The following is a 22,033-nucleotide window of genomic DNA, read 5'->3' as shown; positions in this document are numbered from 1 at the left end:
CATCCTTGATGCGGCGGTGCGTCTACACGGCCATCCGCGCTTCGCGGAACGATACCAGCTTGCTGCGGCTCTCGTCCCACAGCGCCAGCTTGACGCAGCGCAGGCTGTCGAGGAGTGTGACGCGGCCGATCTCACGCAGCTCCGGATAGTCCCTCAGCACTTCCGGAAGCCGGTAGCATGGCACCTTGGCCGAGAGGTGGTGCACGTGGTGGACGCCGATATTGCCGGTGATCCAGTTCAGCACCGGCGGCAGGTCGTAATAGGACGAACCGTGCAGGGCAGCGTGCTGGAATTCCCACTCGGAGTCCTTTGTCCACTCCGTCTCCTCGAACTGGTGCTGGACATAGAACAGCCAGATGCCGGCCGATCCGGCGAGGATGACGATCGGCAAATGCACGACCAGAAACGCGCCGGGGCCAACGAACCAGATGAGCAGCGCGGCGATGACCGCGATGGCGAGATTGGTCGACATCGACGACACCCAGGGGGTGAAACCGCCCCGCATCATGCCCAAGGGCAGTCTCTGCTCGAAAATGAAGATCCATATCGGGCCAAGGCCAAACATCACCAGCGGATGGCGATAGAGGCGATAGGCGAGCCGGCCCCGCCACGACAGTTGCCGGTATTCGGCGACGGTCAGTGTCTTGATGTCGCCGGTGCCGCGCTCGTCGAGATTGCCGGCGCTGGCGTGATGGGTTGCGTGGGCGCGGCGCCAGCAATCGTACGGCGTCAGCGTCAGCACGCCAAGCACGCGGCCGATCCAGTCGTCGGCATAGCGATTGGCAAAAAAGGAGCCGTGGCCGCAATCGTGCTGGATCATGAAGATCCGCACCAGAAAGCCGGCGGCCGGAAGGATGAGGACCAGACCCCACCAATGGCCATAGGCATAAGCGGCCGAGGACAGTGCCCACAGCGTGGCGAAAGGAATGAGGGTGATGGCGAGTTCGACGGCGCTGCGACGCCTGTCGGGCTTTTTATAGCGCGACAGGATTTTCAACCAGGCACGCTTGCTGTTTGCCACAGCTTCGGGGGAAATCATGTTCATCATGAAACATAGGCGGAGCGGCACGCTGCCGCAAGGCGGAGATCACGCAAAGTTACTGCGGGTAAATGTCGCGCGATGGCGAGGAATTGCGGCCGCAATCGCAGGTCGCGTTGCTTGCGACGGTGTCTACCGACGGCGCCCGCCTGCGACCACCTTGGCTTCGACGCCGTCCAGGCGGTCGAGCAATTCCTTCAGACGGTCGGGAATATCGGACTCCGTGCGGAAGGCCGGCAAGGTGCGCAGAAAGCGCTTGGTCGCCTCGGTGCCGAGCTGGCGCCGGATATCGCCGGCGAGCCCGTCGCGTTTTTCGCCATTCCTGCGGGGCATCATCCAAAATCCTGTGTCGGCTTCGAAACTCTTCCAAGGGAGGAATGGTTCCCGCATTGTAGTGTCCCGGCAAGCAAAGCCGTCGGGTACGGTAAAGTTTGAATTAAAATCGAGAGGTCTGCGCCGTCCGCCATCAAGCGGCGACAGCGGCTGCAGTATCGCTTGCCCCTTGATTTTTGGCCGCTAAACCTCGATATCGGGCGCAAATCCACACCATTCGAAAATGACGGGAAACGGCGATGAGCGACCAGGCAAAAGACGAACGCGCGCCCGATGAAGCCGAGAAGACCGAGGCTGCCGCGGAGCCAAGGGAAGGTGGCGTCGACGGCGACTATGAAGCGCTTGTGCGGCTTCTGAAGGAAAACGAAGAGCTGAAGGATCGCGCGCTGCGCGTCGCGGCCGACATGGAGAACTTGCGTCGCCGCACCGCCCGCGACGTCCACGACGCGCGCGCCTATGCAGTCGCCAATTTTGCCCGCGACATGCTTTCGGTGTCAGACAATCTGCGCCGTGCGCTGGATGCCATCCCGGAGGAGGCCAAGGCGTCGGGCGATGCCGGCTTCAAGGCGCTGATCGACGGCGTCGAGATCACCGAGCGCGCCATGCTGTCGGCGCTGGAACGCCACGGCGTGAAGAAGCTCGAGCCCGAGGGCGAGAAATTCGATCCGAATTTCCACCAGGCGATGTTCGAGGTGCCCAATCCCGACGTACCGGCCAACACGGTCGTGCAGGTCGTGCAGCCCGGCTATTCGATCGGCGAGCGTGTTCTGCGGCCGGCCATGGTCGGCGTCGCCAAGGGCGGCCCCAAGCATGTGGCGAGCGAAGCGCCCGTCGAGCCGGGGCCGGTCAACGAGCAGGCCGAGAAGGATGCGTGAACTGGGAATAGTGCACCGTTCGGCAGCAACCGCCACCAAAGCGTGAGGGATGATCGACCGCCCCCCAACCTGTCCGAGTTCAGGGGGCGATCAAACAGGTCGCCGTGCAGGGCTTTCCTGCCCTCAGCCCAGCAGTTCACACCCATAGTGGCGGACCACGTCGGGGAATGTCTTCATGTCCGGCATTCCTTCGCCGTCCGGAGGGATGCGCCTGTCTCCGGCAGGCACACTGGTCGCTTCTAAAAGCTCCTCGAACCCACCGGGCGTGAAGAGGAACAGCATCCGGGCCGGCCCACGCTTGACCGTATAGCGGTGCGGCACATCGCGTGGCCCAAAGAGAAACGAACCGGGTCCAGCCATAATCGCCTTACCGCCGATCTCGAACTCGATCTCGCCTTCCATCACCAGGAATGACTCGTCCTCGCGATGATGGACGTGCAGCGGCGCCTCACCTTCGCTCTCGAGGACTTCAACCAGCGTGAACTGGCCCGCCGTCTGGGCTGCTGTCGCCTTGATCACCGCCAGCGAGCCAAGCCACCAGCGCGCCTCTCCATCCAAGGCGTGACTGCAAAAGGCGTGGGGAATGCTCCTGCCAGCTCCGCCGCTAGCCACAGCCGCCACAGAATGGTAGCCGACCTTGATCGAGGCGGAATTCACCATCGAGCAATAGTTTTTGATGCCGGGCAGGGTGGACCAGACCTCGCCAGCCGACTTGGCGCTGTCAATGTCCGCCCATTCGAGTATCTCCGTCCAGCCTCCCTCGGATTTAAGGAGGCGACGATTGATGAAACCCTTGAGCTTCCGCACCTCGTCATTCACTTCATCTCTGGTCTGCAGGAACATCTGCTCGGTGAATCCGGGCTTCAATGCAAATTCGGTGATTTCAACGACATTCGTGTCCATGACTTCCTCCCTTTGCTACCTGACCTTTGTTTCGCCTCCCGCATTCTGTTCGCTCAAGACGTGCTCGTTCGGCCTTGGCCTTTGAGCCAGCAGAGCGCCATTTCTGTTGCCGTTTCGACTGCGAGGTCCACCGTCATGCCGCGTATCCGCATCGCGTTGAACGTCGGAAAGTCGAATAGAAAGCTGATTGCCTGCACGACATCATCGCCGGGACCGTCGTTGGCCAGGGCCTCGCGCACGAATCCGGCCACCATGTGTCGCAGGTATTCCTCCCATTCCCGCATGGCTGGAAGCTCGCGCTCGCGCAGGTCGCTTTCGAGATGCCGTCCGCCACGGTGGTAGAAGGCGAACAGCTCGTTGGCGACCCGGCGCAACCGTTCTTTAGGGTGCGTCGCCCCGCCGATTATCTCAGTCACCGATTCGGGCGACGGAGGACGCAGACGCTCCATCAGCACTTCGCCGCACGCCGGCACCAGGTCATCCAGAGTAGGAAAATGCTTGTAGACGGTGCCAACGGCGACATCGGCTTCCGTAGCGATGTCCTTCCAAGTCGTGCCAAAGATGCCGTTCTGGGTGTGCAGCTTGATTGTCGCGTCGAGAATGCGCTGCCTCGTCTTGGCGAAGGCGGCAGTCCGGGAACCCATGCTGTAGCGGCGAGGGGACATAGACGTCCACTTAAATAATTGAATGAACAATTCAATCATTTAATTTACCTGGAGTCAATCCAGATTCGCAGGAGCCACTCGCTATTCCCCACTCGCTATTTCATTATTCACCCCATGAACCCGATCGAGCTTCTCGACTATGCCGGCGTCGCCGTCTTCGCGGCGACCGGTGCGCTGGCCGCCTCGCGCAAACAGCTCGACATTATCGGTTACCTGTTTCTGGCTAGCGTTGCCGGCATCGGGGGCGGAACGTTTCGCGACGTCATCCTCAACGTGCCCGTGTTCTGGGTGGGAAACCGCGACTATGTGCTAATCTGTGCAGCGGTGGCGGTCGTCGTCTTCTTCAGCGCACATCGTTTGGAGTCCCGCTACAAATTGCTGCTCTGGCTCGACGCCATAGGTCCTGCCGCATTTTCGGTGATGGGCGCGGCCAAGGGGCTGACGATCACCGGGTCACCTGCAGTTTCGATCGTCACCGGCATGCTCACCGCAACCCTTGGCGGCATTCTGCGCGATCTATTGACAGGCGAGCCTTCGGTGCTCCTGCGACCGGAGATCTACGTTACCGCAGCGCTTGCCGGCGCCGGCCTCTACACACTTGGCGATTTCGCCGGACTGCCGCCGCTTGCGTCGGGCCTGGCAGGTTTCATGGCGGCTTTCTGCGTACGCGGCGGCGCGCTGAAATTCGGCTGGGCCCTTCCGTCCTACAAAAGCAAGCCTGGCCGGCGTCCGGAAGATATTCCCTGATTTAAGGTGTCAGGCCGCAAACCGCTGCGCTTCTCCGCCATAATAATTGACGTAGCGGGCACCGATCTCCTTGACCGGCATCACCACGAACACGTCGACCGTCGAGAATTCACGGTCGATGACGCAGCCGTCGCCGATGCGCGCGCCGACGCGCAGATAGCCCTTGACCAGCGGCGGCATCGCGGCGATCGCCGCCTTGGTATTGACCGCCTCGATCGGCATCAGATCCATGGAACAATAGCGCCCGGCGACGGCGCGCACATCCCAGGATGAATTCGTCCGGCAGTGGTGGGCAAGATAGGTCAGCGCCTCCGCATGTGCCGCCGGCACGGTGCCGTGGAACGACGCGCAGCCGGTCATCACGCCGATGCCGTAATGGTTGATGTAGGCCCAGATGCCTTGCCACAGCGCCTCGATGGTGCGCTTCGAGCGGTATTCCGGCAGAACGCAGGAGCGGCCGAGCTCGAGGAAGCGCTGGCCGGGATGCCGCGCGATCAGCTTGGTCAGCTCGAATTCACCTTCGGAATAGAAGCCGCCGGCGGCCGCGGCAATCTCCTGCCGCAGCAGGCGGTAGGTGCCGACGATGCGGCGATGCTCGGGGCCGGAAAGCGAAGTATCGAAGACCAGCAGATGATCGCAGAGGGGATCGAAGCGATCGGCATCGCGGCGGTCCTGCATCTGGAACAGGTCCTTCCTGGCACCAAGCTCGTCGTAGAACACCCGGTAGCGCACTTCCTGCGCGGCAGCGATCTCGGCCTCGTTGCGGGCGAGCCGCACTTCGAGATTGCCGATGCGGCCGAGCGATGCGCCTTTTATGACGGCATCGGCGTTCCGGCCGACGAGCAAAGGCCCGCTGGCGTTCGGCCGAGCATCACATTCCGGCATGACTGTATGCACGAGTGATTCTCCTTCGAGCCATCCCTCTTGGCACGGGGATACGGTGTAGGTGCAACAGGATTGTGACAGTACCGTGATACGGCTCTGCGGGCAATACTTCGTCGGCTGGGTAATCTATCAACCGTCTATGTTGTGCCTCAGGCGGCCGCTTGCCCTTCGACCGCATGAACCAGGGCATCGGGGTCGAGCGGCTTGGTGACGAAGCCGCTGGCACCGTGAGCGAGCACGGCGTGGCGGGTCTTTTCCTGGCTGTCGGCCGACAGCACCATGATCGGCACCGGCGGCACCGCGGTCTCCTCCTCATGGCGGCGGATGGCGGCGATGGCGTCCAGGCCGTCCATGACAGGCATATGCAAGTCCATCAGCACCACGTCGTAACGGTGCTTGTGGCCGGTGCTGATGACCGCCTCGACGGCGGCCTTGCCGTTGCCGACCACTTTCACGCGATGCCCGGCCTTCAGCAGCGTGGCGCGGGCCAGCATGGCGTTGATGTCGTTGTCCTCGGCGATCAGCACCGACAGGCCCTGCTGGCGGGCGCCAATGGCGTGCCCCGCCTGCGCGCCGCGCCTTTGCAGTTGCGGCTCGGCGATGACCGGCGCGTGGCTGGTCAAAAGCACGCGCAGCAATGTCTCGCCGCGCACCGGCCTCGCAAGAAAGGTGGCGTAACCATTGGCACGGAACTCGCCAAGCATGCCACGGTCGGTCGGTGCGATCAGCGTCACTGCTTCGCAATCGGCAAATCCGCTCTGGCGCAGGCGCCTGAGCAGCCTGCCGTCGCTTTGCTCCATGGCAGCATCGATCAGCAGCACGTCGCAGCTCTCGGCGAAAGGGGTGGCCTGGGCGGCGGCGGTGGCCAGATCGACCGTGCCGCCATTGGCGCGAATGGTGCGGGCGAGGGCTTCGGCCTCGACCAGGTTCTTCGACACGATCACCGCATGCCGGCCCGACAGCGCGTCCTGGCGGATCTGCGGCGCCTCGACGGCGGAAATAGCGGGAATCTCGAAGACGAATTCGGACCCCTGGCCAAGCCGGCTCGACACAGAGATAGTGCCGCCCATGGCGGTCACCAGGCGCTTGGAAATGGCGAGACCGAGGCCGGCACCGCCATGCGCACGGGTCGAGGTGCCGTCAGCCTGTTCGAAGTCCTCGAATATGCGCTCCATGTCCTGCTCGCGCAGACCGGGGCCGGTGTCGGTGATGCTGAAGCGGATGCGGTCGGTGGTTTCGGTGCGGACGCGGGCGATGCTTGCCAGGACGCCGCCGCTGTCGGTGAACTTGACGGCGTTGCCGATGAGATTGAGCAGCACCTGCCTGACCCTGCCGGGGTCGGCGGTGATCAGCTGCGGCACGTCGGGTTCGACATGACAGCCGAGGCCGATATCCTTGGCAAAAGCCCGCGCCGCCAAAAGCTCGATGACATTGTCGGCGATCTCGCGCACCGACATCGGCTGCGGTTCGGGATCGAAGCGGCCGGCCTCGATCTTGGAGTAGTCGAGCAGGTCCTCGATCAGCGCCAGCAGCGCGCTGGCCGAGGTCGAGATGGCGCCGACATAGGTCCGCTGCTCGGGCGAAAGGCTGGTGTCGGCGAGAAGCCGGGCCATGCCCATGATGCCGTTCATCGGCGTGCGGATCTCGTGGCTGACGGTGGCGAGGAAGCGCGATTTGGCCTGGCTCGCATATTCGGCCCGCTCGCGGGCGGTGATCAGCGAGGATTCGGCGCGCTTGCGAGCGGTGATGTCGCGGGCGATGGCGCGATGCGAAACGGCGCCGCTGTCCTTGTCGCGCACCGACAGCTCGATCCAAGAGAACCAGCGTGGGCCGTCCGGCGTGCGAATGGCGACGTCGGTGGAACTCAGGCATTCATGATCGGAAAACGCGGCGTCGGGGACGATGCCGACATCGATGCCTAGTTCGGCCAGGGTCTTGCCGGCAAGGTCGCGCTGGTCGGTTTCGACAAGGTCGGCGAAAACCTTGTTGGCGTAGACAATGTGGCCGTCGCGGTCACGATGGACGACGAGATCGCCGAGTGCATCGATCAGCCCGCGAAAGCGCTCCTCGCTCTCCTGCATCTCCCACATGCGGTCGGCCAGCGTCTCGATTTCGGCGCGGCTGCGGGCGGTCGTGGCATCGAGCAGGGCCACCGCGCGGCGCTCGGTGCGCCTGTTGCGCAGATGCATGGCGAGCCCGGCGATGGCTGTCGCCAAAAGGCCGATGGTGATGAAGATCGGCGCCCCGGTCAGATGCGAAAAGCCTGCCAGCACGACGATGGCGACGAGCGTCAGGAAGGGCAGGCCTTCGCGGTTGGAGGCCGGCAGTTCCGGCGCCAGCGGTGGCGCGGCGACAAGCTGCCGTCCTGGCGCCGCGGGGGCCGTCCCATCGGCCCGTTCGGCTGGTTCCGCCTCTCTGAAGCCGGGTTCCGCAATCATACGGAAATCCTGCCAGACAGAGCTTATCGAAGGTTGTGGTTGATCGCTCGAATTTTACCGGTCGCGCTCTTTTTTATCCCTTGGGGGCTCACATATCCACCACCACGCGGCCGCGGATCTTACCCTCGACGATGTCATGCGCGGCGCCGATGATGCCGTCGAAGCCGATGCTCGTCGACAGGCTGGCAAGCTTTGCGTGGTTGAGATCGGCGCCGATGCGGCGCCAGGCCTCGAGGCGGACCGCCTTCGGCGCCATCACCGAATCGATGCCGAGCAGCGAGACGCCGCGCAGGATGAAGGGGGCGACGCTGGCCGGCAGGTCCATGCCGCCGGCGAGGCCGCAAGCGGCAACGGCGCCGCCATAGGAGGTCATCGACAGAACGTTGGCCAGCGTGTGACTGCCGACCGCATCGACGCCGCCGGCCCAGCGTTCCTTGGCGAGCGGTTTTGCCGGCTGGGCGAGCTCGTCGCGTGAAATCACTTCCGCAGCGCCGAGGTCGATCAGATAGGGGCTTTCGGCAGCGCGGCCGGTCGAGGCGATGACGTGATAGCCGAGGCTGGACAGGATCGAGACCGCGACCGAGCCGACGCCACCGGCAGCGCCGGTCACCACCACCGGGCCGCGATCGGGCACGATGCCGTGCCGCTCCAGCGCGATGACGCAAAGCATGGCGGTGTAGCCGGCGGTGCCGACCGCCATCGCATCATGCGGGCTCATGCCGTCCGGCAACGGCACCAGCCAGTCGCCCTTGACGCGGGCGCGCCCTGCAAAGGCGCCGAAATGCGTCTCGCCGACGCCCCAGCCGTTCAATATGACCTTGTCACCCTTGCGCCAGCCAGGATTGGAAGACGAGATGACGGTGCCGGCGAAATCGATGCCCGGCACCAGCGGCCAGCGCCGGATCACCGGCGCCTTGCCGGTAATTGCAAGACCGTCCTTGTAGTTCACCGTCGTCGCCTCGACCGCGACGGTGACGTCGCCCTCCATCAGGTCTGCCTCGGTAAGCTCGGTCACCGCGATTGACTGGTTTTTCTCGGCGTCACGCGAAACGAGCATGGCTTTGAAGGTTTCGGGCATTTTTTCTCCTCGGGCTTGCAGATCAGAATGTGCGGCGCCAGGCGAGTGAGGTCAATCGCTCGACGCTCCGCGCCGCCAGCCAATGAGTTCGTCGAAGACGACCAGCACGGCACCGACCGAAATGAAGGCATCGGCGAGGTTGAAGATCGCGAAGGACCAGACCGGCGTGTGAAACAGAATATAGTCGATGACATGACCGTAGATAGCGCGGTCGATCAGATTGCCGAGCGCGCCGCCGACGATCAGCGCGAAGCCGATGCGGGCAAGCAGGTGGCCCGGCGGCGTGCGGGCCGCAAGGTAGAGCACGAAAGCGACCACCAGAACCGCGACGACCACCAGGCCGGTGTCGCCGAAGGACGAAAACAGCGAGAACGCGATGCCGGTGTTGTAGGTGCGGTACAGCGCCAGGAACGGAAGCAGGTCGAGCCGTTCCTGAAAGGCAAGACCGGTTTCGACTAGGTATTTCACCCACTGGTCGAGCGCTATCGCGGCGACGACCAGAAGAGCATACGGCCTGCAGGACTTCATGGTTTGCAGTTTCACGGTTTGAGATGTCACGATCTGGCGTCCTCCGGGACGAGCTTCAGCGCGCCGCGCCGGATCTCGAACAGCATGACGCCGGTGGCCACCGCAAGGTTGAGCGAATCGGCGCGGCCGGCCTGCGGTATCCGCAGCAGTTTGTCGCAGCTTGCGGCAAGCTCGTCAGGCAGGCCTTGCTGCTCGTTACCCATCATCAAAAGCACCGGGCCTTTTGAAAAATCGACCGAGCGGTAGTCGACCGCACCCTTCAGATGGGTGCCGGCGACGAGGCCGGGAAAGCTCGTTCGCCAGGCGAGAAAAGCTTCGGGCGACGCCTTGGCGACCGGCACGGCGAAAATCGAGCCCATGGTGGCGCGCACCGTTTCGACCGAAAAGGGATCGGTGGTCTCGCCGACCAAGATGACGCCCCTGGCCCCGACAGCGTCGACCGTGCGGATGACGGTGCCGAGATTGCCGGGGTCGCGGACGCGGTCGAGCGCCACCCAGACGTCACCGTCACGGGCGCGGATGTCCTTCAACGGCAGGAATTTCTGCGAGAACACGCCGACGACCATTTGCGGATTGTCGCGGCGGGTGATGGCGACCAGCACTTTTTCCGAAACTTCAAGGACGGTGCCGCCGGCGGCGACCGTGCGCGCCGCGATCTTTTCAACCGCCGTATTGCCACGTCCGGCCTTGACGAAGACCAATGTCCTGATCGACCAGCCGAGATCGAGCGCGTCGATGACCAGCTTCAGGCCTTCGGCCATGAAGGCATTCTGCTGGTCACGGAATTTCTTCAGCGCGAGCGCCTTGATGTCCTTGACCAGCGGGTTGGCGAGGCTGGTGACTTCCTTCACCTGCCCTGGCGCGCCCGCGTGCCGTTCGTACGCACTCATTCAGGCCACCCAGCGTGAGAACAGCGAGGTCGAAAGCGCCCGACCGGCAGACTTCTCGCGGATGATCAATTCACCCGACTCGACCGTGCCGCCCATGCCGGCGAAGGTGTCGCGCATCAGGGCATGGATGGCGAAAAAAGAGGCGCGGATCGAATAGGCGGTCAGTACCACGGCGAGCGGCTTCGGCGTCAGGATCGCGCGGCAGATATCGGTCAGCGCCGGCAGGTCCTCGAACAGCTGCCAGACCTCGCCCTTCGGTCCGCGGCCATAGGCGGGCGGGTCGAACAGGATGATGTCGTAGCGGCTGCCGCGGCGCTCCTCGCGCTCGGCGAATTTCACGGCATCGTCGACGATCCAGCGGATCGGCTTTTGCGACAAGCCCGCCATTTCCTGGTTTTCGCGCGCCCAGCCGATCGCCTTCTTGGAAGCATCGACGTGGGTGACCTCGGCGCCGGCACGCGCCGCCACCAAGGAGGCAAGGCCGGTGTAACCGAACAGGTTCAACACCTTCACCGGCCGTTTTGCCGCCGCGATCAGTCCGGCCATGTGGTCCCAGTGCGAGGCCTGCTCGGGAAAGACGCCGACATGGCGAAACGAAGTGAAGCGGCCGAGATAATCTATGCCGTCATGCTTCATCGGCCAGGTCTCGCCGAGCGGCGTCTTGGGGAAGCGCCAGCGGCCGATGCCTTCCTCGTCGGTATCGCCGGTGAAAATGGCGTCGGCGCGCTCCCAGTCCCTGGCCGGCAAAGCCTTTTGCCAGATCGCCTGGCCCTCCGGCCGTACGATGCGGTAGGGGCCGTATTGCTCGAGTTTTTCTCCGGCGCCGCTGTCGAGCAGCGCGTAGTCCTGATTGGGGCCGACCTCGAGGATCAGCGGCAGATGTTCGGCAGGCAGCGCGCCATCGCGGCGGGATAGAGGGCGCGGCGCGGCTTTCGGCTCGGACCGGTCCTGCAGTTTAGGCTCCGAACCGGCGGTCAGGCCGGCGTCGCGCCGCCGCGGCTGCTCCGCCCCGCCCTTCGCGGGCGGGCGGCTGTCGCGGCGTTTGTCGCGAAAAGGTTTCAAGAAGGCGCATCTCCGGAAGGCGGCTCGCCGCTTCTGCCACAGCACATTGACCGGCGCAACAAAAGGGCTGCCGACGTGTGCAACCGGATCAGCCGCGCCTGATCGACAGCAGGCCGACTGCGAGCGTTATGAAACCAACGGCCTTGAAGCCGGTGACGACCATATGGCCGGTTTCCCAGCGGCTCCGGATACTTTCGAAATTGTCCGGGATCGGTCCAGGCACCCAGGTGGCCAGGACATCGTTTGCCGGTTTGACCAGGGTAAACCACGCCACGAGGGCCATCAGATAAAGCACGGTGGCGGCCAAAATCCACCAGAATGCCGGGCGGTCGCTGCGCAGCATACAGGCGAGAAGCCCCGGACAGGCGATCGCGGCCACGTCCAGCGGTGCGCCGACAATCGCGAAGAATTGGAACTGAGCGTTGAAGACAGTGGTTTCACGCCAGAGCGAAGGCGGCCATCTGGTCAGCCGCGGCACCGATTCCAGCACATGGGCGAAGGATGGTCCGAGGCTGAGCGCAGCGACGATTGCGGTCAAAACCGACCAGAACAACAGGAACCCGCGTATATCCATAATGGCCAGACAACGGCGTCGGGGCGCAGACGTTCCCGTCCGCCACCATGTCGCTTGCCGCCGAAAGTGCTGGGGCTCTATCGTGATTGAAACTAGGTCATGATTCATGTCCCGTGCTGAACGCCTGCTCGACCTGATCCAGATCCTGCGCCGGCATCGCCGGCCGGTCAGCGGCCGCAGCCTTGCGGGCGAAATGGGTGTGTCGATCCGCACGCTCTATCGCGATATCGCCACGCTGCAGGGGCAGGGCGCGCCGATCGAGGGCGAGGCGGGGTTGGGTTACGTGCTCAGGCCCGGTTTCATGTTGCCGCCCTTGATGTTCACCGATGAGGAGATCGAGGCGATCGTGCTCGGTTCGCGCTGGGTGGCCAAGCAGCCGGACTGGCGGCTTGCGAACGCCGCCACCGACGCGCTGGCCAAGATCGCCGCGGTGCTGCCGGACGATTTGCGCGAAGAGCTCGATGCCTCGACGCTGCTGGTCGGGTCGCGCACCGAGGTCACCGAAGGCATCGATCTCGGTGTGGTGCGGCAGGCCATCCGCGAGGAGCGCAAGCTGATCTTTGTCTATCGCGACGCCGGCGGCGCTGCCTCCGAGCGCACCGTCTGGCCGTTCGCACTCGGCTTCTTCGACAAGGTGCGCGTCGTCGCGGCCTGGTGCGAGATGCGCCAGGATTTCAGGCACTTTCGCGCCGACCGGATATCCGGCCTCAATGCCACCGAGATGCGCTATCCGCGCCGCCGTCAGGTGCTGCTCAAAGAATGGCGGGCGACGCTCGACACGCCAAGCTAAGGCTGCTGCTCAGTTGAGACTGCTGCCAGAATCTGGCAGTGGCATACGGTATGCTCCTCCAGTCGAAACCATCTGGAGAGCAATTCATGACACCGCCCAATTTCGTCATCCTCTATGTCGACAAGCCTGAGCAAAGCGGCGCCTTCTATAGCGCGCTGCTTGGGCGGCAGCCGGTCGAGACCTCGCCGACCTTCGTGCTGTTCGTGCTCGACAACGGCTTCAAGCTCGGCCTCTGGTCGCGTCACACCGTGGAACCGGCCGCTGCGGCAGCAGGCGGTGGCGCCGAGATCGTCTTTGCGCTGGACACGCCGGGTGCCGTCGACGCCACCCATGCCGAGTGGGCCGGCCGCGGGCTGAAAATTCTGCAGACGCCGACCGACATGGATTTCGGCCGCACCTTCGTCGCGCTTGATCCCGACCGCCACCGGCTGCGGGTTTATTGGCAAAGGGAGTAAGGCAGTAGGGCAGTAGGGGAGTACGTGACAGGAAACATAGCTGGCGCGGCGCCGCACGATCAGTGCGGTTTCCTACTGCCCTACTGCCCTACTGCCCTACTGCCCTCCTGCCCTACTGCCCTACGCTTGCGCGATACACGGCAATGCCGGCGGCGAGGTCCTCGAGGGCTGCGCCGACCGACTTGAACAGCGTGATCTCGTCGTCGTTCTGCCGGCCTTTTTTCTGGCCGCGCGTGAGTTCATAAAGGTCGGCGACGATGGCTTCCGGCTTCAGAACGCCGGAGGCCAGCGGCTGGACGATGTCACCGGCTTCCTTGGTGGCGCCGGCGCGGGTGTCGACATAGACGCGGGCGCGTGCAATCGCGTCGTCGTCGCTTTCGCGCATCGCCGGCGTGAAGCCGCCGACCAGATCGACATGGGTTCCGGGCTTCAAGAGGGCGCCCCTGATCAGTGGCGTGGTGGTGATGGTCGCCGATGACACAATATCGGCCTGGCCGAGTTCGGCGTCGAGATCGCCTGCTGCTTCGGCCGAAAAACCCTCGGCACGCAATTTTGCCGCGACCTTTTCGGCATTCGCCGGCGTGCGGTTCCAGATGCAGATGTTCTTGATCGGACGCACCGCCGAATGCGCCTTTGCAAGGAATGGCGACAGCGCGCCGGCGCCGACCACCAGCAGCCGCGATGCGTCCTCGCGGGCCAGATAGGAGGCAGCCAGCGCCGAGGCACAGGCCGTGCGCCACTGTGTCAGCCTCTGGCCATCGATCAAGGCCTGAGGCTCGCCTGTGGCGCCGTCGAGCAAGAGGTAAAGCCCCATCACCGCGGGCTTGCCGACGGCATTGTTGTCAGGCGACACGGTGACGATCTTGACGCCGATATGGCCATCGGCCGAGGTGCCGGCTGCGTTGAAGTCGGTCCAGGCCGGCATCAAAAGCAGCGTCGAGGCGGCGCCATCGGGCCGCTCGACCGTGTGATGGTGCCTGACCGGCTGCACGGCGCCATCGCGAAAGGCGGCGCGCAACGTCTCGACCAGCCCGGAAAAGGTCAGCGCGCGGTCGACCTCGGCGGCGGAAATGGTCAGCATGAAAGGCTCCGTGGAGAACTGGGCCGGTTGTGCTTCAGGCCCGAGCCGCGGCTCAGTTCGTCGGCTTCGGCAAGGCTGGGCTCTGCGACCCGGTGGGCGCGCGGCTGACCGCCTGGCGCAGGTTCTCTGCCTCGGCGCCGCGCTGGCGCGCCAGCTTGCGGTAGCGGCCCTGCTTGATCCAGGTCGCCAGGCTGCCGACGATCATGCCGATGGCCAGCGCCAGGAACAGGAAAATGAAGAGCGGCACGGTCAGCGTCAGCGCCGGATTGCCGGGATTGAACGGATCGAGTGTGAAGGCCACCGGTTCGCGGTTGGCTACGGCCAGCGCAATCAGGATGACGGCCAGCGGCACGAAAACCACGATGAGGAGAAAGCGATTAAACATGTTTTTCCGTTCGGAAGCAAAGGCACCAGCGGTGGCGGGCGCCGCGCCTATTTGCCTCCGTTCAGCCTTTCACGCAATTCCTTGCCGGTCTTGAAGAACGGTACCCATTTCTCCTCGACCTCTACGGATTCGCCGGTGCGCGGGTTGCGGCCGGTGCGGGCAGGACGATTTTTCACCGAAAACGCGCCGAAGCCGCGCAACTCGACCCGGTTGCCCTCGGCAAGCGCGTCGGTGATTTCATCGAAGATGGCGCTGACAATGTTTTCGACGTCGCGCAGGAAAAGATGCGGATTACGCGTGGCGATGATCTGCACAAGTTCGGATTTGATCATGAAAAGGCTCCCCGTAAAAGCAGTGCCGCCGAAATTATCAGAATGATTTTATTTGGTTTTTCACTCGTCCCAAGCGGTTCCTCAAGGGTGCCAGACGGAAACGAGACCGTCAAGAAACAAGCGGTCCGCTCCAATTTCGTGAAGGACGTCGCCGTCATGGCCGGCCAGGCCAAGCGCAGCACCGACGGTCTGCGCCATCGCTTTGGAGAACAGGAAACCGCCGCGTTTTTCCGTGTCCTTCCATTCCACCACCTTGAGCTTGGCATCGACACCCTTGCCTGCAAGCCAGTCGATTGCTTCGGCCTCGCCGCCGACCGCGTCGATCAATCTGTTGGTGACCGCCTGCCGGCCGGTGAAGATCGACCCGTCTGCGAGCGCCAGCGCGTCCGGCTTGGTCATGTTGCGGCGCTCGGCGACGATGCCGACGAACCAGTCGTAGCTGTCGAGGATGAGCTTGCGGACCATGGCGCGCTCATCGTCATTGGTCGGCTTGAAGGGAGAAGGCGAGGCCTTCAAGGGCGAGGATTTCACCTCCTCCAGCTTGACGCCGAGCTTGTCCATGAGGCCGCTGACGTCCGGGTACTGGATCAGCACGCCGATCGAGCCGACGATCGAGGATTTGCGTGCGACAATATGGTCGGCCGCGGTGGCGATCATGTAGCCCGCCGAAGCCGCGAGCGTGCCGACCTCGGCCACCACCGGCTTGTCGGCAGCGAGCTTGCGCACTGCCTCGTAGATCGATTCGCCACCGACGGTGGTGCCGCCGGGTGAATCGATCGACAGGATCACAGCCTTGACGCGCGGCGACTGACGGATTGCCTCCAGCCGCTTGATCAGTTCTTCGTCTTCGGTGATGGTACCTTCGATCTTGACCTTGGCGATGTGGTCGACAGCCGCGCCGGTGAAGTCGTCACCATAGATCCACGCCGAAAAGGCGATCAGCCCGGCTGCGGCGACGATAATCGCCGCGACACGCCAGAATGTCAGCTTGCGGCGCAAGCGGCGGCGGTCGATCAGGTCGTCGGCTCTCAATGCCATGGTCAGCCTCGTAGTCGGTGGGAGCAAATGCTTTTAAAGCAACCATTCGCGCCCGGCTACCGTTTCCTGACGGCCTTGCGCCAAAGGCCGTCTTAGGCATTCGCGACAAGCCTCAACCTGTCACGTTCTACAGGCTCTAACACTGTGCGCCCATATCTGGTATGAGGTACAGGCTGCGCTGGGGCCATTTTCATTGTACAGGGGCGGCTGTCACATTTTTGCGGTTTTCCTCGGCTTGTGCTTGCTTGAGGGCGCCGGCACCCCACCTATAGGGCGGCCTGGCGGGCAGGGGTTTAGAAGAAGCAGTCATGTTAGCGGGACCAATCGAACCGACCAACACCGAGACGGAGTTGGCTCCCAAGGCCGCAGGCCGGGCGCGGGTCGACGCGTTTGACGTTGCGCAGCGTCATTCGCGCCGGGTCCGTATCCTCAAGCTGGCCGTGCCGCTGGTCGCTGCCGTGATTGCGGTCGCGTTTCCCGTCTATTCCTATCTCATGGCTCCTGCTGCAATCGAGGTGCAGGCCGACGGCGGCGCCTTTGCCGATGGCAAGCTGGTGATGGCCAACCCCAAGCTCAACGGCTTCACCAAACAGAACCTGCCCTATTCGATGACAGCCCTGCGCGCCATACAGGATGTCAGCAAACAAGGCATCATCGATCTGGAAGGCATCAAGGCCAAGCTGCCGATGGCGGCCGACAACACGGCCGCCATCGATGCCACGCACGGCACCTATGATCGCGACGGCAACACGCTCAGCCTGACCAGCGATGTGACCGTGTCGACCACGGACGGTGTGGTGGCAAAATTCAAATCAGTCTATCTCGACATGGGCGAAGGCACTATGAAGACAAGCGAGCCCGTCGATGTCAGCCGCGGCGGGTCGCGGATCAGGGCGGATTCGATGTCGGTCCAGGACAATGGCAAGGTCCTGGTTTTCGAGAACAAGGTGCGCGTCGACATCGATCCCGCCAGTTTGAAGGCGGCAGAGGCAAAGAGCGGAGAGACCAATGCGGTTCAGTAGTTCGGCACGGCGCCTCGCCGCGATTTCGGCGTTGCTAACCTTGGGGCTGACCTTGGGGACGGCGCCGTCGCTGGCGCAATCCAGTGCCACCAGCCAAATGTCCGGCCTCAGGCTGTCGGGCGACAAGCCGATCCAGATCGAAAGCGACAAGCTCGAGGTGCGCCAAGCGGAAAGCGTTGCCGTCTTCACCGGCAACGTCAACGTCGTCCAGGGTCCAACCGTGCTCAAGGCCGGCAAAATGACGGTCTATTACGTCAGGGATGCAGGCGCCGCCAAAAGCGCCCAGCCGGCGGGTGCCGCGGCAATGACCGGATCCGCCAACATCGACCATCTCGAGGTCGACGATAAGGTCTACATCAAATCGGACAATCAGGTTGCCACCGGCGACCGCGGCACCTTCGACATGAAGACCGAAGTGCTGGTGCTTTCGGGCAGCAAGGTCGTGCTCTCGCAAGGCGACAACGTGCTTGTCGGCTGCAAGCTTACCGTGCAGATGAAGAGCGGCCTTGCTCAGGTCGACGCTTGCGGCGGCCGCGTCATGATGTCGATCACGCCGCCGGCGAAGTCTGGAGCAGCGAAACCCTGATGACCGGTATATCGTCGCTGCTGGCGCGTCTTCCAGGGCGTGCCGCCAGCAAACTTGCGGCACCGGCCAGGGTCACCGTCGAAGCGGCAAAGTTCAAGGGAACCTTGATCGCCAAGGGGCTGACCAAAAGCTACAAGGGCCGCAAAGTCGTCAGCGGCGTGACGCTGGGCGTGCGCGCCGGCGAGGCGGTTGGGCTGCTCGGCCCCAACGGCGCCGGCAAGACGACCTGTTTCTACATGGTAACCGGCCTGGTGCCGGTCGATGAAGGCACGATCGAAATCGACGGTTTCGACGTCACGTCGATGCCGATGTATCGCCGCGCCCGTCTCGGCATCGGCTATCTGCCGCAGGAAGCCTCGATTTTTCGCGGCCTGAATGTCGAGCAAAACATCCGGGCCGTGCTCGAAGTGGTCGAAAAGAGCCGCAAGGAGCGTGAGCGCCTGCTCGACGAATTGCTCGAGGAATTCCACATCAGCCATCTGCGCAAGGCTCCGTCGCTGTCGCTCTCCGGCGGTGAGCGGCGACGCCTCGAAATTGCCCGCGCCTTGGCAACCCGCCCCGCCTACATGTTGCTCGACGAACCTTTCGCCGGCATCGATCCGATCGCCGTCGCCGACATCCAGCAGCTCGTGCGCCACTTGACGGCACGTGGCATCGGCGTTCTGATCACCGACCACAATGTCCGCGAGACACTTGGCCTGATCGACCGCGCCTACATCATCCATGCCGGCCAGGTGCTGACTCATGGTCGAGCCGACGAAGTGGTCGCAAATGCCGATGTGCGGCGGCTTTATCTCGGCGAGGGATTTACGCTCTAAGTGCGAAATTCCGGCTCGAGCGGGATTTCCGGCGGAGTCCAGCAGCTTTTTCTTCAATTTTCTGCCTGAAAACGCTCCGACAGGCGAGTTTCACCGCTCCTCGCCTTGACAAGCAAAAGCCGGGCCAGTTTCTATGCTGGCCTGGAAAATTCCTTCCAGCAGTGCGGGTGCGTAGACGGAGCGTTTGAAACCGAACCATGGCGTTGGCGGCAAAACTACAGCTACGACAGTCACAGTCGCTGGTGATGACGCCGCAGCTGATGCAGTCGATCCGCCTGCTGCAGTTCACCCATCTCGAGCTGGAACGCTTCATCGACGACGAGATCGAACGCAATCCCCTGCTGGAACGCGCCGAACCGCAGGAGGACGCCGCCAGCGACCAGGCGCAGAAGGGCGACGCTGCATCGGAACCGGCTGCCGACGGCGACTGGTTCGAGGCGGAAACGGCGTGGAGCGCCGAGGCGATCTCGGAAAAGCTCGATACGTCGCTGGAAAACCTGTTTCCTGACGATCCTGGTACGAGCGAGCGGCTCGGGCCCGACCTGACGGCACAATGGAAATCGGCGTCCGGCAACGGTTCCACCTCTTCCTCCGACGGCTTCGACGTCGCCGATATGGCGGCGGCGGCCATCACGTTGCGCGACCATGTCGGCGAGCAGGTGGCGCTCGCCTTTGCCGATCCGGCGGCGCGCCTGATCGCCGGCGAGCTTGCCGACGGCCTCGACGAGGCCGGCTACCTGCGTGCCGACATGGCCGAGATCGCCGCCCGCCTCGGCACGGACGCCACGGCGGTGGCAACGGTCCTGGCGGTCTGCCAGACATTTGAGCCCGCCGGCATATTCGCCCGCGACCTCGCCGAATGCCTGTTGCTGCAGCTGGCCGTGCGCGACCGGCTCGATCCGGCGATGAAGGCGCTGATCGCCAATCTCGAACTCCTGGCACGGCGCGATTTCCAGACGCTGAAGCGGATTTGCGGCGTCGACGAGGAGGATCTGCTCGACATGCTGGCCGAGATCCGGGCGCTCGACCCGCGGCCGGGAATGGCGTTTTCGCGCGGTGCCAGCGATGCGATCGTGGCCGACGTCGAGGTGCGTGCAGCCAATGACGGCAGCTGGACGGTCGAGCTCAATGCCGAGACGCTGCCGCGCGTGCTGGTCGATCACATCTATTTCGCCCAGGTCACGCCACATGCGAAAAACCAGGCGGAAAAGGATTTCCTTGCCGAATGCCTGCAGAACGCCAACTGGCTCACGCGCAGCCTCGACCAGCGGGCGAAGACCATTCTCAAGGTGGCCTCTGAGATCGTGCGTCAGCAGGACGCTTTTCTCGTCCACGGCGTGCGGCACCTGAAGCCGCTCAACCTGCGCACGGTGGCGGACGCTATCGGCATGCACGAATCAACGGTCAGCCGGGTCACGGCAAACAAATACATGCTGACGCCGCGCGGTGTGTTCGAGCTGCGCTATTTCTTCACCGCCTCGATCGCTTCGTCAGGTGGCGGCGATGCGCATTCGTCGGAAGCGGTGCGCGACCGCATAAAGCAGCTGATCGACGAGGAGAAAGCCATCGATGTGCTTTCCGACGATGCCATCGTGGACATGCTGCGGGAAAGCGGCGTCGATATCGCCAGGCGCACGGTGGCCAAATACCGGGAAGGCATGAACATACCCTCTTCGGTGCAGCGGCGGCGCGAAAAACGCGCTTTGGCCAGCGCCGGCCGTTGATCTCCGGCGGAATTTCCACAGCTTTCGCCCTTCATTGACAAGCGGCGACGAAGTGGCTAGAAGCCCGCCCGCATGAGACGGGCTGGCGAGTGGATTTGAGTTCGCCGATGCCCGCACGAGAGATGGTCCGTCACGACGTAGGCCACGGGACGGCCAAGAAGGCGGCTTGTGATCAACCGGAAAGTTCGGATCTAAAATCGGCGCAAGTGACGCCGCAAAAGCTTGTGCGCGCGGACCACGAGTATAAACTCGGGACAGTTTGAAGCCTGAGCAAGGAAGGTCAGTTTTCAGATGACACTGCGCATATCGGGAAAACACATGGATATCGGCGATGCGTTCCGTACGCGCATCAACGACCGTGTCGGGGAAGTGATCGGGAAATATTTCGATCGGGGCTTTTCAGGGCAAATCGTAGTCGTCAAATCGGGGTCGCGCTACACGGCCGATTGCATGATCCGGCTGGACTCCGGTGCTTCGCTGCAGGCGACCGGCGATGCCCAGGATCCAACGCTTGCCTTCGATACCGCGGCAGACCGTCTGGAAACGCGCCTCAGGCGCTACAAGCGCCGGCTGAAGTCGCACAATTCGGGCAATAGCAACGGCGAGCTCACCGACGTCGCCTATACGGTGATGGCGCCGCTTGCCGACGACGAGGAGGATATACCGGAGAATTTCGCGCCGGCCATCGTCGCTGAATCGACTATGACGCTGCGGACCATGTCGGTGGCGTCAGCGGTGATCGAACTCGACACCAAGGACAGCCCGGTCCTGGTCTTCCGCAATGCCGGAAATGACCATCTCAACATCGTCTATCGCCGGCCGGACGGGAATATCGGCTGGATCGACCCGTCCACGGCCAAGGTCGCGCAGGGGTAAAGACCAGCCGCACGCGAGCGTGGGGACTGGCGACGGCAGGCGAACAAGGGATTTCAAGCATGGATCTGAGCGATCTCGTCAGCGTTCCGGCAATCATGCCGGCGTTGAAGGCGAACTCCAAAAAGCAGCTGCTGCAATTGCTGTCCGAAAGGGCGGCGGCGATTTCCGGCATTCCGGAGCGAGAGGTGTTCGACACCATCCTGCAACGCGAGCGGCTCGGCTCCACCGGCGTCGGCAACGGCATCGCCATTCCGCACGGCAAGCTGGCTGGGGTGAAGCGGATCGCCGGCGTTTTTGCCCGGCTGGAGACACCGGTGGACTTCGAGGCCCTCGATGATCAGCCGGTCGACCTGGTGTTTCTGCTTTTGGCTCCCGAAGGTGCCGGCGCCGACCACCTCAAGGCGCTGTCGCGCATCGCGCGGGTGCTGCGCGACGCCGACACGGTTGCCAAGATCAGGGGCACGCGCGACGCCGTGGCCATCCATGCGCTGCTGTCGGACACGCAGGCCTCGCACGCCGCTTGAGGTTTGATTAAATCCGTTGAAGGGCCGCCGTGAGCGGCCCTGTCCGTTTCCAGCCAGATCGCTGCGCCGTATTTGTCAGTGGATAACGACGTTAGTGGATAGCGACCGGGGTCAGATCGTTTTCCAGCGCGCCAGCCAGTGCCCGGTCGCGAGCGTCCGAAAGCAGGATCGGCTGGCCATTAGCGGCAAACAGGGCCCACAGTTCCAGACCCGGCGCGATTTCGCCGAGGCCCGGGAAACGGCCGCGCAGATCGTCGCTCGACACTTTCCTGAGATAGGCGACCGAACCTTCGCCGAGATGGGCGAATTCGCCGCTGGTCATGATGATATTCTCGTTAGTTCTGGTCATTTCAAGCCTCCTTGCCGCGAGACGCCGCTCAAGGCC

At 63.5% G+C, this 22,033-nt stretch carries 26 protein-coding genes; 10 read left to right on the top strand and 16 right to left on the bottom strand.

Features of this window, described 5'->3' with window-relative positions:
• Window positions 1–22 precede the first annotated feature (22 nt).
• Together NKI24_RS01700 and NKI24_RS01695 are read right to left on the bottom strand one after the other, a co-directional pair.
• Entirely contained in the window at window positions 23–1,045 is a 1,023-nt protein-coding gene (locus NKI24_RS01700) for a fatty acid desaturase (RefSeq protein WP_352469420.1), read from the bottom strand.
• Window positions 1,046–1,171: 126 nt separating this feature from the next.
• A complete protein-coding gene (locus NKI24_RS01695) occupies window positions 1,172–1,375 on the bottom strand; it encodes a hypothetical protein (protein ID WP_352588355.1) in 204 nt (67 codons plus the stop codon).
• A gap of 236 nt (window positions 1,376–1,611) precedes the next feature.
• On the opposite strand from NKI24_RS01695, the gene grpE reads away from it, so the two are divergent.
• Complete coding sequence (gene grpE / locus NKI24_RS01690) at window positions 1,612–2,247, top strand: nucleotide exchange factor GrpE (protein ID WP_023675250.1); 636 nt, start codon at window positions 1,612–1,614, stop codon at window positions 2,245–2,247.
• A 123-nt stretch (window positions 2,248–2,370) separates the two neighbouring features.
• Here grpE and NKI24_RS01685 read toward each other — a convergent pair whose 3' ends face one another.
• Both NKI24_RS01685 and NKI24_RS01680 read right to left on the bottom strand, forming a co-directional pair.
• Window positions 2,371–3,150, bottom strand: a complete 780-nt coding sequence (locus NKI24_RS01685; protein WP_352448336.1) for a cupin domain-containing protein — start codon at window positions 3,148–3,150, stop codon at window positions 2,371–2,373.
• Between the two features lie 53 nt (window positions 3,151–3,203).
• Window positions 3,204–3,854: a TetR/AcrR family transcriptional regulator gene (locus tag NKI24_RS01680; protein WP_352448335.1), complete on the bottom strand. Its 651-nt coding sequence runs from the start codon at window positions 3,852–3,854 to the stop codon at window positions 3,204–3,206.
• Window positions 3,855–3,929: 75 nt separating this feature from the next.
• Here NKI24_RS01680 and NKI24_RS01675 point away from each other — a divergent pair, with 75 nt between their 5' ends.
• Complete coding sequence (locus NKI24_RS01675) at window positions 3,930–4,562, top strand: trimeric intracellular cation channel family protein (protein WP_352742976.1); 633 nt, start codon at window positions 3,930–3,932, stop codon at window positions 4,560–4,562.
• 9 nt (window positions 4,563–4,571) lie between these two features.
• On the opposite strand, the gene olsB is transcribed toward NKI24_RS01675, so the two are convergent.
• The 7 genes from olsB to NKI24_RS01640 form a co-directional block, all read right to left on the bottom strand.
• Window positions 4,572–5,447 carry a l-ornithine N(alpha)-acyltransferase gene (olsB, locus tag NKI24_RS01670; protein WP_023675251.1) on the bottom strand — a complete coding sequence of 292 codons (876 nt, stop codon included), beginning with the start codon at window positions 5,445–5,447 and terminating at the stop codon, window positions 4,572–4,574.
• 149 nt (window positions 5,448–5,596) lie between these two features.
• Window positions 5,597–7,885, bottom strand: a complete 2,289-nt coding sequence (locus NKI24_RS01665; RefSeq protein ID WP_352448333.1) for a hybrid sensor histidine kinase/response regulator — start codon at window positions 7,883–7,885, stop codon at window positions 5,597–5,599.
• Window positions 7,886–7,973: 88 nt separating this feature from the next.
• Window positions 7,974–8,963, bottom strand: coding sequence for an acrylyl-CoA reductase (NADPH) (acuI, locus tag NKI24_RS01660; RefSeq protein ID WP_352742974.1), 990 nt, complete (start codon window positions 8,961–8,963; stop codon window positions 7,974–7,976).
• Between the two features lie 51 nt (window positions 8,964–9,014).
• Window positions 9,015–9,491, bottom strand: coding sequence for a signal peptidase II (lspA, locus tag NKI24_RS01655; RefSeq protein ID WP_352448424.1), 477 nt, complete (start codon window positions 9,489–9,491; stop codon window positions 9,015–9,017).
• A gap of 26 nt (window positions 9,492–9,517) precedes the next feature.
• Window positions 9,518–10,381, bottom strand: a complete 864-nt coding sequence (locus NKI24_RS01650; RefSeq protein ID WP_352448331.1) for a TrmH family RNA methyltransferase — start codon at window positions 10,379–10,381, stop codon at window positions 9,518–9,520.
• Complete coding sequence (locus tag NKI24_RS01645) at window positions 10,382–11,443, bottom strand: RsmD family RNA methyltransferase (RefSeq protein WP_352453977.1); 1,062 nt, start codon at window positions 11,441–11,443, stop codon at window positions 10,382–10,384.
• An 88-nt stretch (window positions 11,444–11,531) separates the two neighbouring features.
• Entirely contained in the window at window positions 11,532–12,017 is a 486-nt protein-coding gene (locus NKI24_RS01640; protein ID WP_352742971.1) for a DUF1772 domain-containing protein, read from the bottom strand.
• 106 nt (window positions 12,018–12,123) lie between these two features.
• Here NKI24_RS01640 and NKI24_RS01635 point away from each other — a divergent pair, with 106 nt between their 5' ends.
• Together NKI24_RS01635 and NKI24_RS01630 are read left to right on the top strand one after the other, a co-directional pair.
• The gene (locus NKI24_RS01635; protein ID WP_352448328.1) at window positions 12,124–12,807 is read left to right on the top strand and encodes a helix-turn-helix transcriptional regulator; all 684 of its coding nucleotides are present in this window, start codon (window positions 12,124–12,126) and stop codon (window positions 12,805–12,807) included.
• Window positions 12,808–12,893: 86 nt separating this feature from the next.
• Window positions 12,894–13,262 (top strand): VOC family protein, encoded by a 369-nt coding sequence (locus NKI24_RS01630; RefSeq protein WP_352448327.1) that lies wholly within the window; start codon window positions 12,894–12,896, stop codon window positions 13,260–13,262.
• A 112-nt stretch (window positions 13,263–13,374) separates the two neighbouring features.
• On the opposite strand, the gene lhpI is transcribed toward NKI24_RS01630, so the two are convergent.
• From lhpI to sppA, 4 genes are all read right to left on the bottom strand, one after another.
• Window positions 13,375–14,343, bottom strand: a complete 969-nt coding sequence (gene lhpI / locus NKI24_RS01625; protein ID WP_352742968.1) for a bifunctional Delta(1)-pyrroline-2-carboxylate/Delta(1)-piperideine-2-carboxylate reductase — start codon at window positions 14,341–14,343, stop codon at window positions 13,375–13,377.
• Between the two features lie 52 nt (window positions 14,344–14,395).
• A complete protein-coding gene (locus NKI24_RS01620; RefSeq protein ID WP_352448325.1) occupies window positions 14,396–14,728 on the bottom strand; it encodes a LapA family protein in 333 nt (110 codons plus the stop codon).
• A 47-nt stretch (window positions 14,729–14,775) separates the two neighbouring features.
• Window positions 14,776–15,060, bottom strand: coding sequence for an integration host factor subunit beta (locus NKI24_RS01615; protein ID WP_023675261.1), 285 nt, complete (start codon window positions 15,058–15,060; stop codon window positions 14,776–14,778).
• Window positions 15,061–15,141: 81 nt separating this feature from the next.
• Complete coding sequence (sppA, locus tag NKI24_RS01610) at window positions 15,142–16,098, bottom strand: signal peptide peptidase SppA (RefSeq protein ID WP_352448324.1); 957 nt, start codon at window positions 16,096–16,098, stop codon at window positions 15,142–15,144.
• Between the two features lie 308 nt (window positions 16,099–16,406).
• On the opposite strand from sppA, the gene lptC reads away from it, so the two are divergent.
• The 6 genes from lptC (at window position 16,407) to ptsN (ending at window position 21,648) form a co-directional block, all read left to right on the top strand.
• Window positions 16,407–17,120, top strand: a complete 714-nt coding sequence (gene lptC / locus NKI24_RS01605; RefSeq protein WP_352742966.1) for an LPS export ABC transporter periplasmic protein LptC — start codon at window positions 16,407–16,409, stop codon at window positions 17,118–17,120.
• The gene (locus NKI24_RS01600) at window positions 17,107–17,706 is read left to right on the top strand and encodes an LptA/OstA family protein (RefSeq protein ID WP_352448322.1); all 600 of its coding nucleotides are present in this window, start codon (window positions 17,107–17,109) and stop codon (window positions 17,704–17,706) included. The genes lptC and NKI24_RS01600 overlap by 14 nt, the downstream gene beginning before the upstream one ends.
• Window positions 17,706–18,524 (top strand): LPS export ABC transporter ATP-binding protein, encoded by an 819-nt coding sequence (gene lptB, locus NKI24_RS01595; protein WP_292664962.1) that lies wholly within the window; start codon window positions 17,706–17,708, stop codon window positions 18,522–18,524. The genes NKI24_RS01600 and lptB overlap by 1 nt, the downstream gene beginning before the upstream one ends.
• A 197-nt stretch (window positions 18,525–18,721) precedes the next feature.
• Complete coding sequence (gene rpoN / locus NKI24_RS01590; RefSeq protein ID WP_352742963.1) at window positions 18,722–20,248, top strand: RNA polymerase factor sigma-54; 1,527 nt, start codon at window positions 18,722–18,724, stop codon at window positions 20,246–20,248.
• A gap of 291 nt (window positions 20,249–20,539) precedes the next feature.
• Window positions 20,540–21,124: a ribosome hibernation-promoting factor, HPF/YfiA family gene (gene hpf, locus NKI24_RS01585; protein ID WP_023675267.1), complete on the top strand. Its 585-nt coding sequence runs from the start codon at window positions 20,540–20,542 to the stop codon at window positions 21,122–21,124.
• Window positions 21,125–21,183: 59 nt separating this feature from the next.
• Window positions 21,184–21,648: a PTS IIA-like nitrogen regulatory protein PtsN gene (gene ptsN / locus NKI24_RS01580; RefSeq protein ID WP_023675268.1), complete on the top strand. Its 465-nt coding sequence runs from the start codon at window positions 21,184–21,186 to the stop codon at window positions 21,646–21,648.
• Window positions 21,649–21,739: 91 nt separating this feature from the next.
• Here ptsN and NKI24_RS01575 read toward each other — a convergent pair whose 3' ends face one another.
• The gene (locus NKI24_RS01575; protein WP_023675269.1) at window positions 21,740–21,997 is read right to left on the bottom strand and encodes a BQ00720 family protein; all 258 of its coding nucleotides are present in this window, start codon (window positions 21,995–21,997) and stop codon (window positions 21,740–21,742) included.
• Window positions 21,998–22,033 lie beyond the last annotated feature (36 nt).

Source organism: Mesorhizobium sp. M0701 (assembly GCF_040320365.1).
In the GTDB taxonomy this organism is placed as follows: Bacteria; Pseudomonadota; Alphaproteobacteria; order Rhizobiales; family Rhizobiaceae; genus Mesorhizobium.
The sequence above is the reverse complement of the archived record's forward strand: the minus strand, read 5'-3'. Positions and strand labels throughout refer to the sequence as shown.

Excerpts from the sequence above, each read along its gene's own strand:
- grpE (WP_023675250.1), top strand. The coding sequence starts at position 1,612 with ATGAGCGACCAGGCAAAAGACGAACGCGCGCCCGATGAAGCCGAGAAG.
- NKI24_RS01665 (WP_352448333.1), bottom strand. The coding sequence starts at position 7,885 with ATGATTGCGGAACCCGGCTTCAGAGAGGCGGAACCAGCCGAACGGGCC.
- NKI24_RS01615 (WP_023675261.1), bottom strand. The coding sequence starts at position 15,060 with ATGATCAAATCCGAACTTGTGCAGATCATCGCCACGCGTAATCCGCAT.
- NKI24_RS01620 (WP_352448325.1), bottom strand. The coding sequence starts at position 14,728 with ATGTTTAATCGCTTTCTCCTCATCGTGGTTTTCGTGCCGCTGGCCGTC.
- NKI24_RS01685 (WP_352448336.1), bottom strand. The coding sequence starts at position 3,150 with ATGGACACGAATGTCGTTGAAATCACCGAATTTGCATTGAAGCCCGGA.
- NKI24_RS01650 (WP_352448331.1), bottom strand. The coding sequence starts at position 10,381 with ATGAGTGCGTACGAACGGCACGCGGGCGCGCCAGGGCAGGTGAAGGAA.
- NKI24_RS01630 (WP_352448327.1), top strand. The coding sequence starts at position 12,894 with ATGACACCGCCCAATTTCGTCATCCTCTATGTCGACAAGCCTGAGCAA.
- rpoN (WP_352742963.1), top strand. The coding sequence starts at position 18,722 with ATGGCGTTGGCGGCAAAACTACAGCTACGACAGTCACAGTCGCTGGTG.
- NKI24_RS01700 (WP_352469420.1), bottom strand. The coding sequence starts at position 1,045 with ATGAACATGATTTCCCCCGAAGCTGTGGCAAACAGCAAGCGTGCCTGG.
- olsB (WP_023675251.1), bottom strand. The coding sequence starts at position 5,447 with ATGCCGGAATGTGATGCTCGGCCGAACGCCAGCGGGCCTTTGCTCGTC.
- sppA (WP_352448324.1), bottom strand. The coding sequence starts at position 16,098 with ATGGCATTGAGAGCCGACGACCTGATCGACCGCCGCCGCTTGCGCCGC.
- NKI24_RS01640 (WP_352742971.1), bottom strand. The coding sequence starts at position 12,017 with ATGGATATACGCGGGTTCCTGTTGTTCTGGTCGGTTTTGACCGCAATC.
- lhpI (WP_352742968.1), bottom strand. The coding sequence starts at position 14,343 with ATGCTGACCATTTCCGCCGCCGAGGTCGACCGCGCGCTGACCTTTTCC.
- NKI24_RS01680 (WP_352448335.1), bottom strand. The coding sequence starts at position 3,854 with ATGATTGAATTGTTCATTCAATTATTTAAGTGGACGTCTATGTCCCCT.
- lptC (WP_352742966.1), top strand. The coding sequence starts at position 16,407 with ATGTTAGCGGGACCAATCGAACCGACCAACACCGAGACGGAGTTGGCT.
- NKI24_RS01695 (WP_352588355.1), bottom strand. The coding sequence starts at position 1,375 with ATGATGCCCCGCAGGAATGGCGAAAAACGCGACGGGCTCGCCGGCGAT.
- lptB (WP_292664962.1), top strand. The coding sequence starts at position 17,706 with ATGACCGGTATATCGTCGCTGCTGGCGCGTCTTCCAGGGCGTGCCGCC.
- acuI (WP_352742974.1), bottom strand. The coding sequence starts at position 8,963 with ATGCCCGAAACCTTCAAAGCCATGCTCGTTTCGCGTGACGCCGAGAAA.
- NKI24_RS01600 (WP_352448322.1), top strand. The coding sequence starts at position 17,107 with ATGCGGTTCAGTAGTTCGGCACGGCGCCTCGCCGCGATTTCGGCGTTG.
- NKI24_RS01635 (WP_352448328.1), top strand. The coding sequence starts at position 12,124 with ATGTCCCGTGCTGAACGCCTGCTCGACCTGATCCAGATCCTGCGCCGG.
- NKI24_RS01675 (WP_352742976.1), top strand. The coding sequence starts at position 3,930 with ATGAACCCGATCGAGCTTCTCGACTATGCCGGCGTCGCCGTCTTCGCG.
- NKI24_RS01575 (WP_023675269.1), bottom strand. The coding sequence starts at position 21,997 with ATGACCAGAACTAACGAGAATATCATCATGACCAGCGGCGAATTCGCC.
- hpf (WP_023675267.1), top strand. The coding sequence starts at position 20,540 with ATGACACTGCGCATATCGGGAAAACACATGGATATCGGCGATGCGTTC.
- lspA (WP_352448424.1), bottom strand. The coding sequence starts at position 9,491 with ATGAAGTCCTGCAGGCCGTATGCTCTTCTGGTCGTCGCCGCGATAGCG.
- ptsN (WP_023675268.1), top strand. The coding sequence starts at position 21,184 with ATGGATCTGAGCGATCTCGTCAGCGTTCCGGCAATCATGCCGGCGTTG.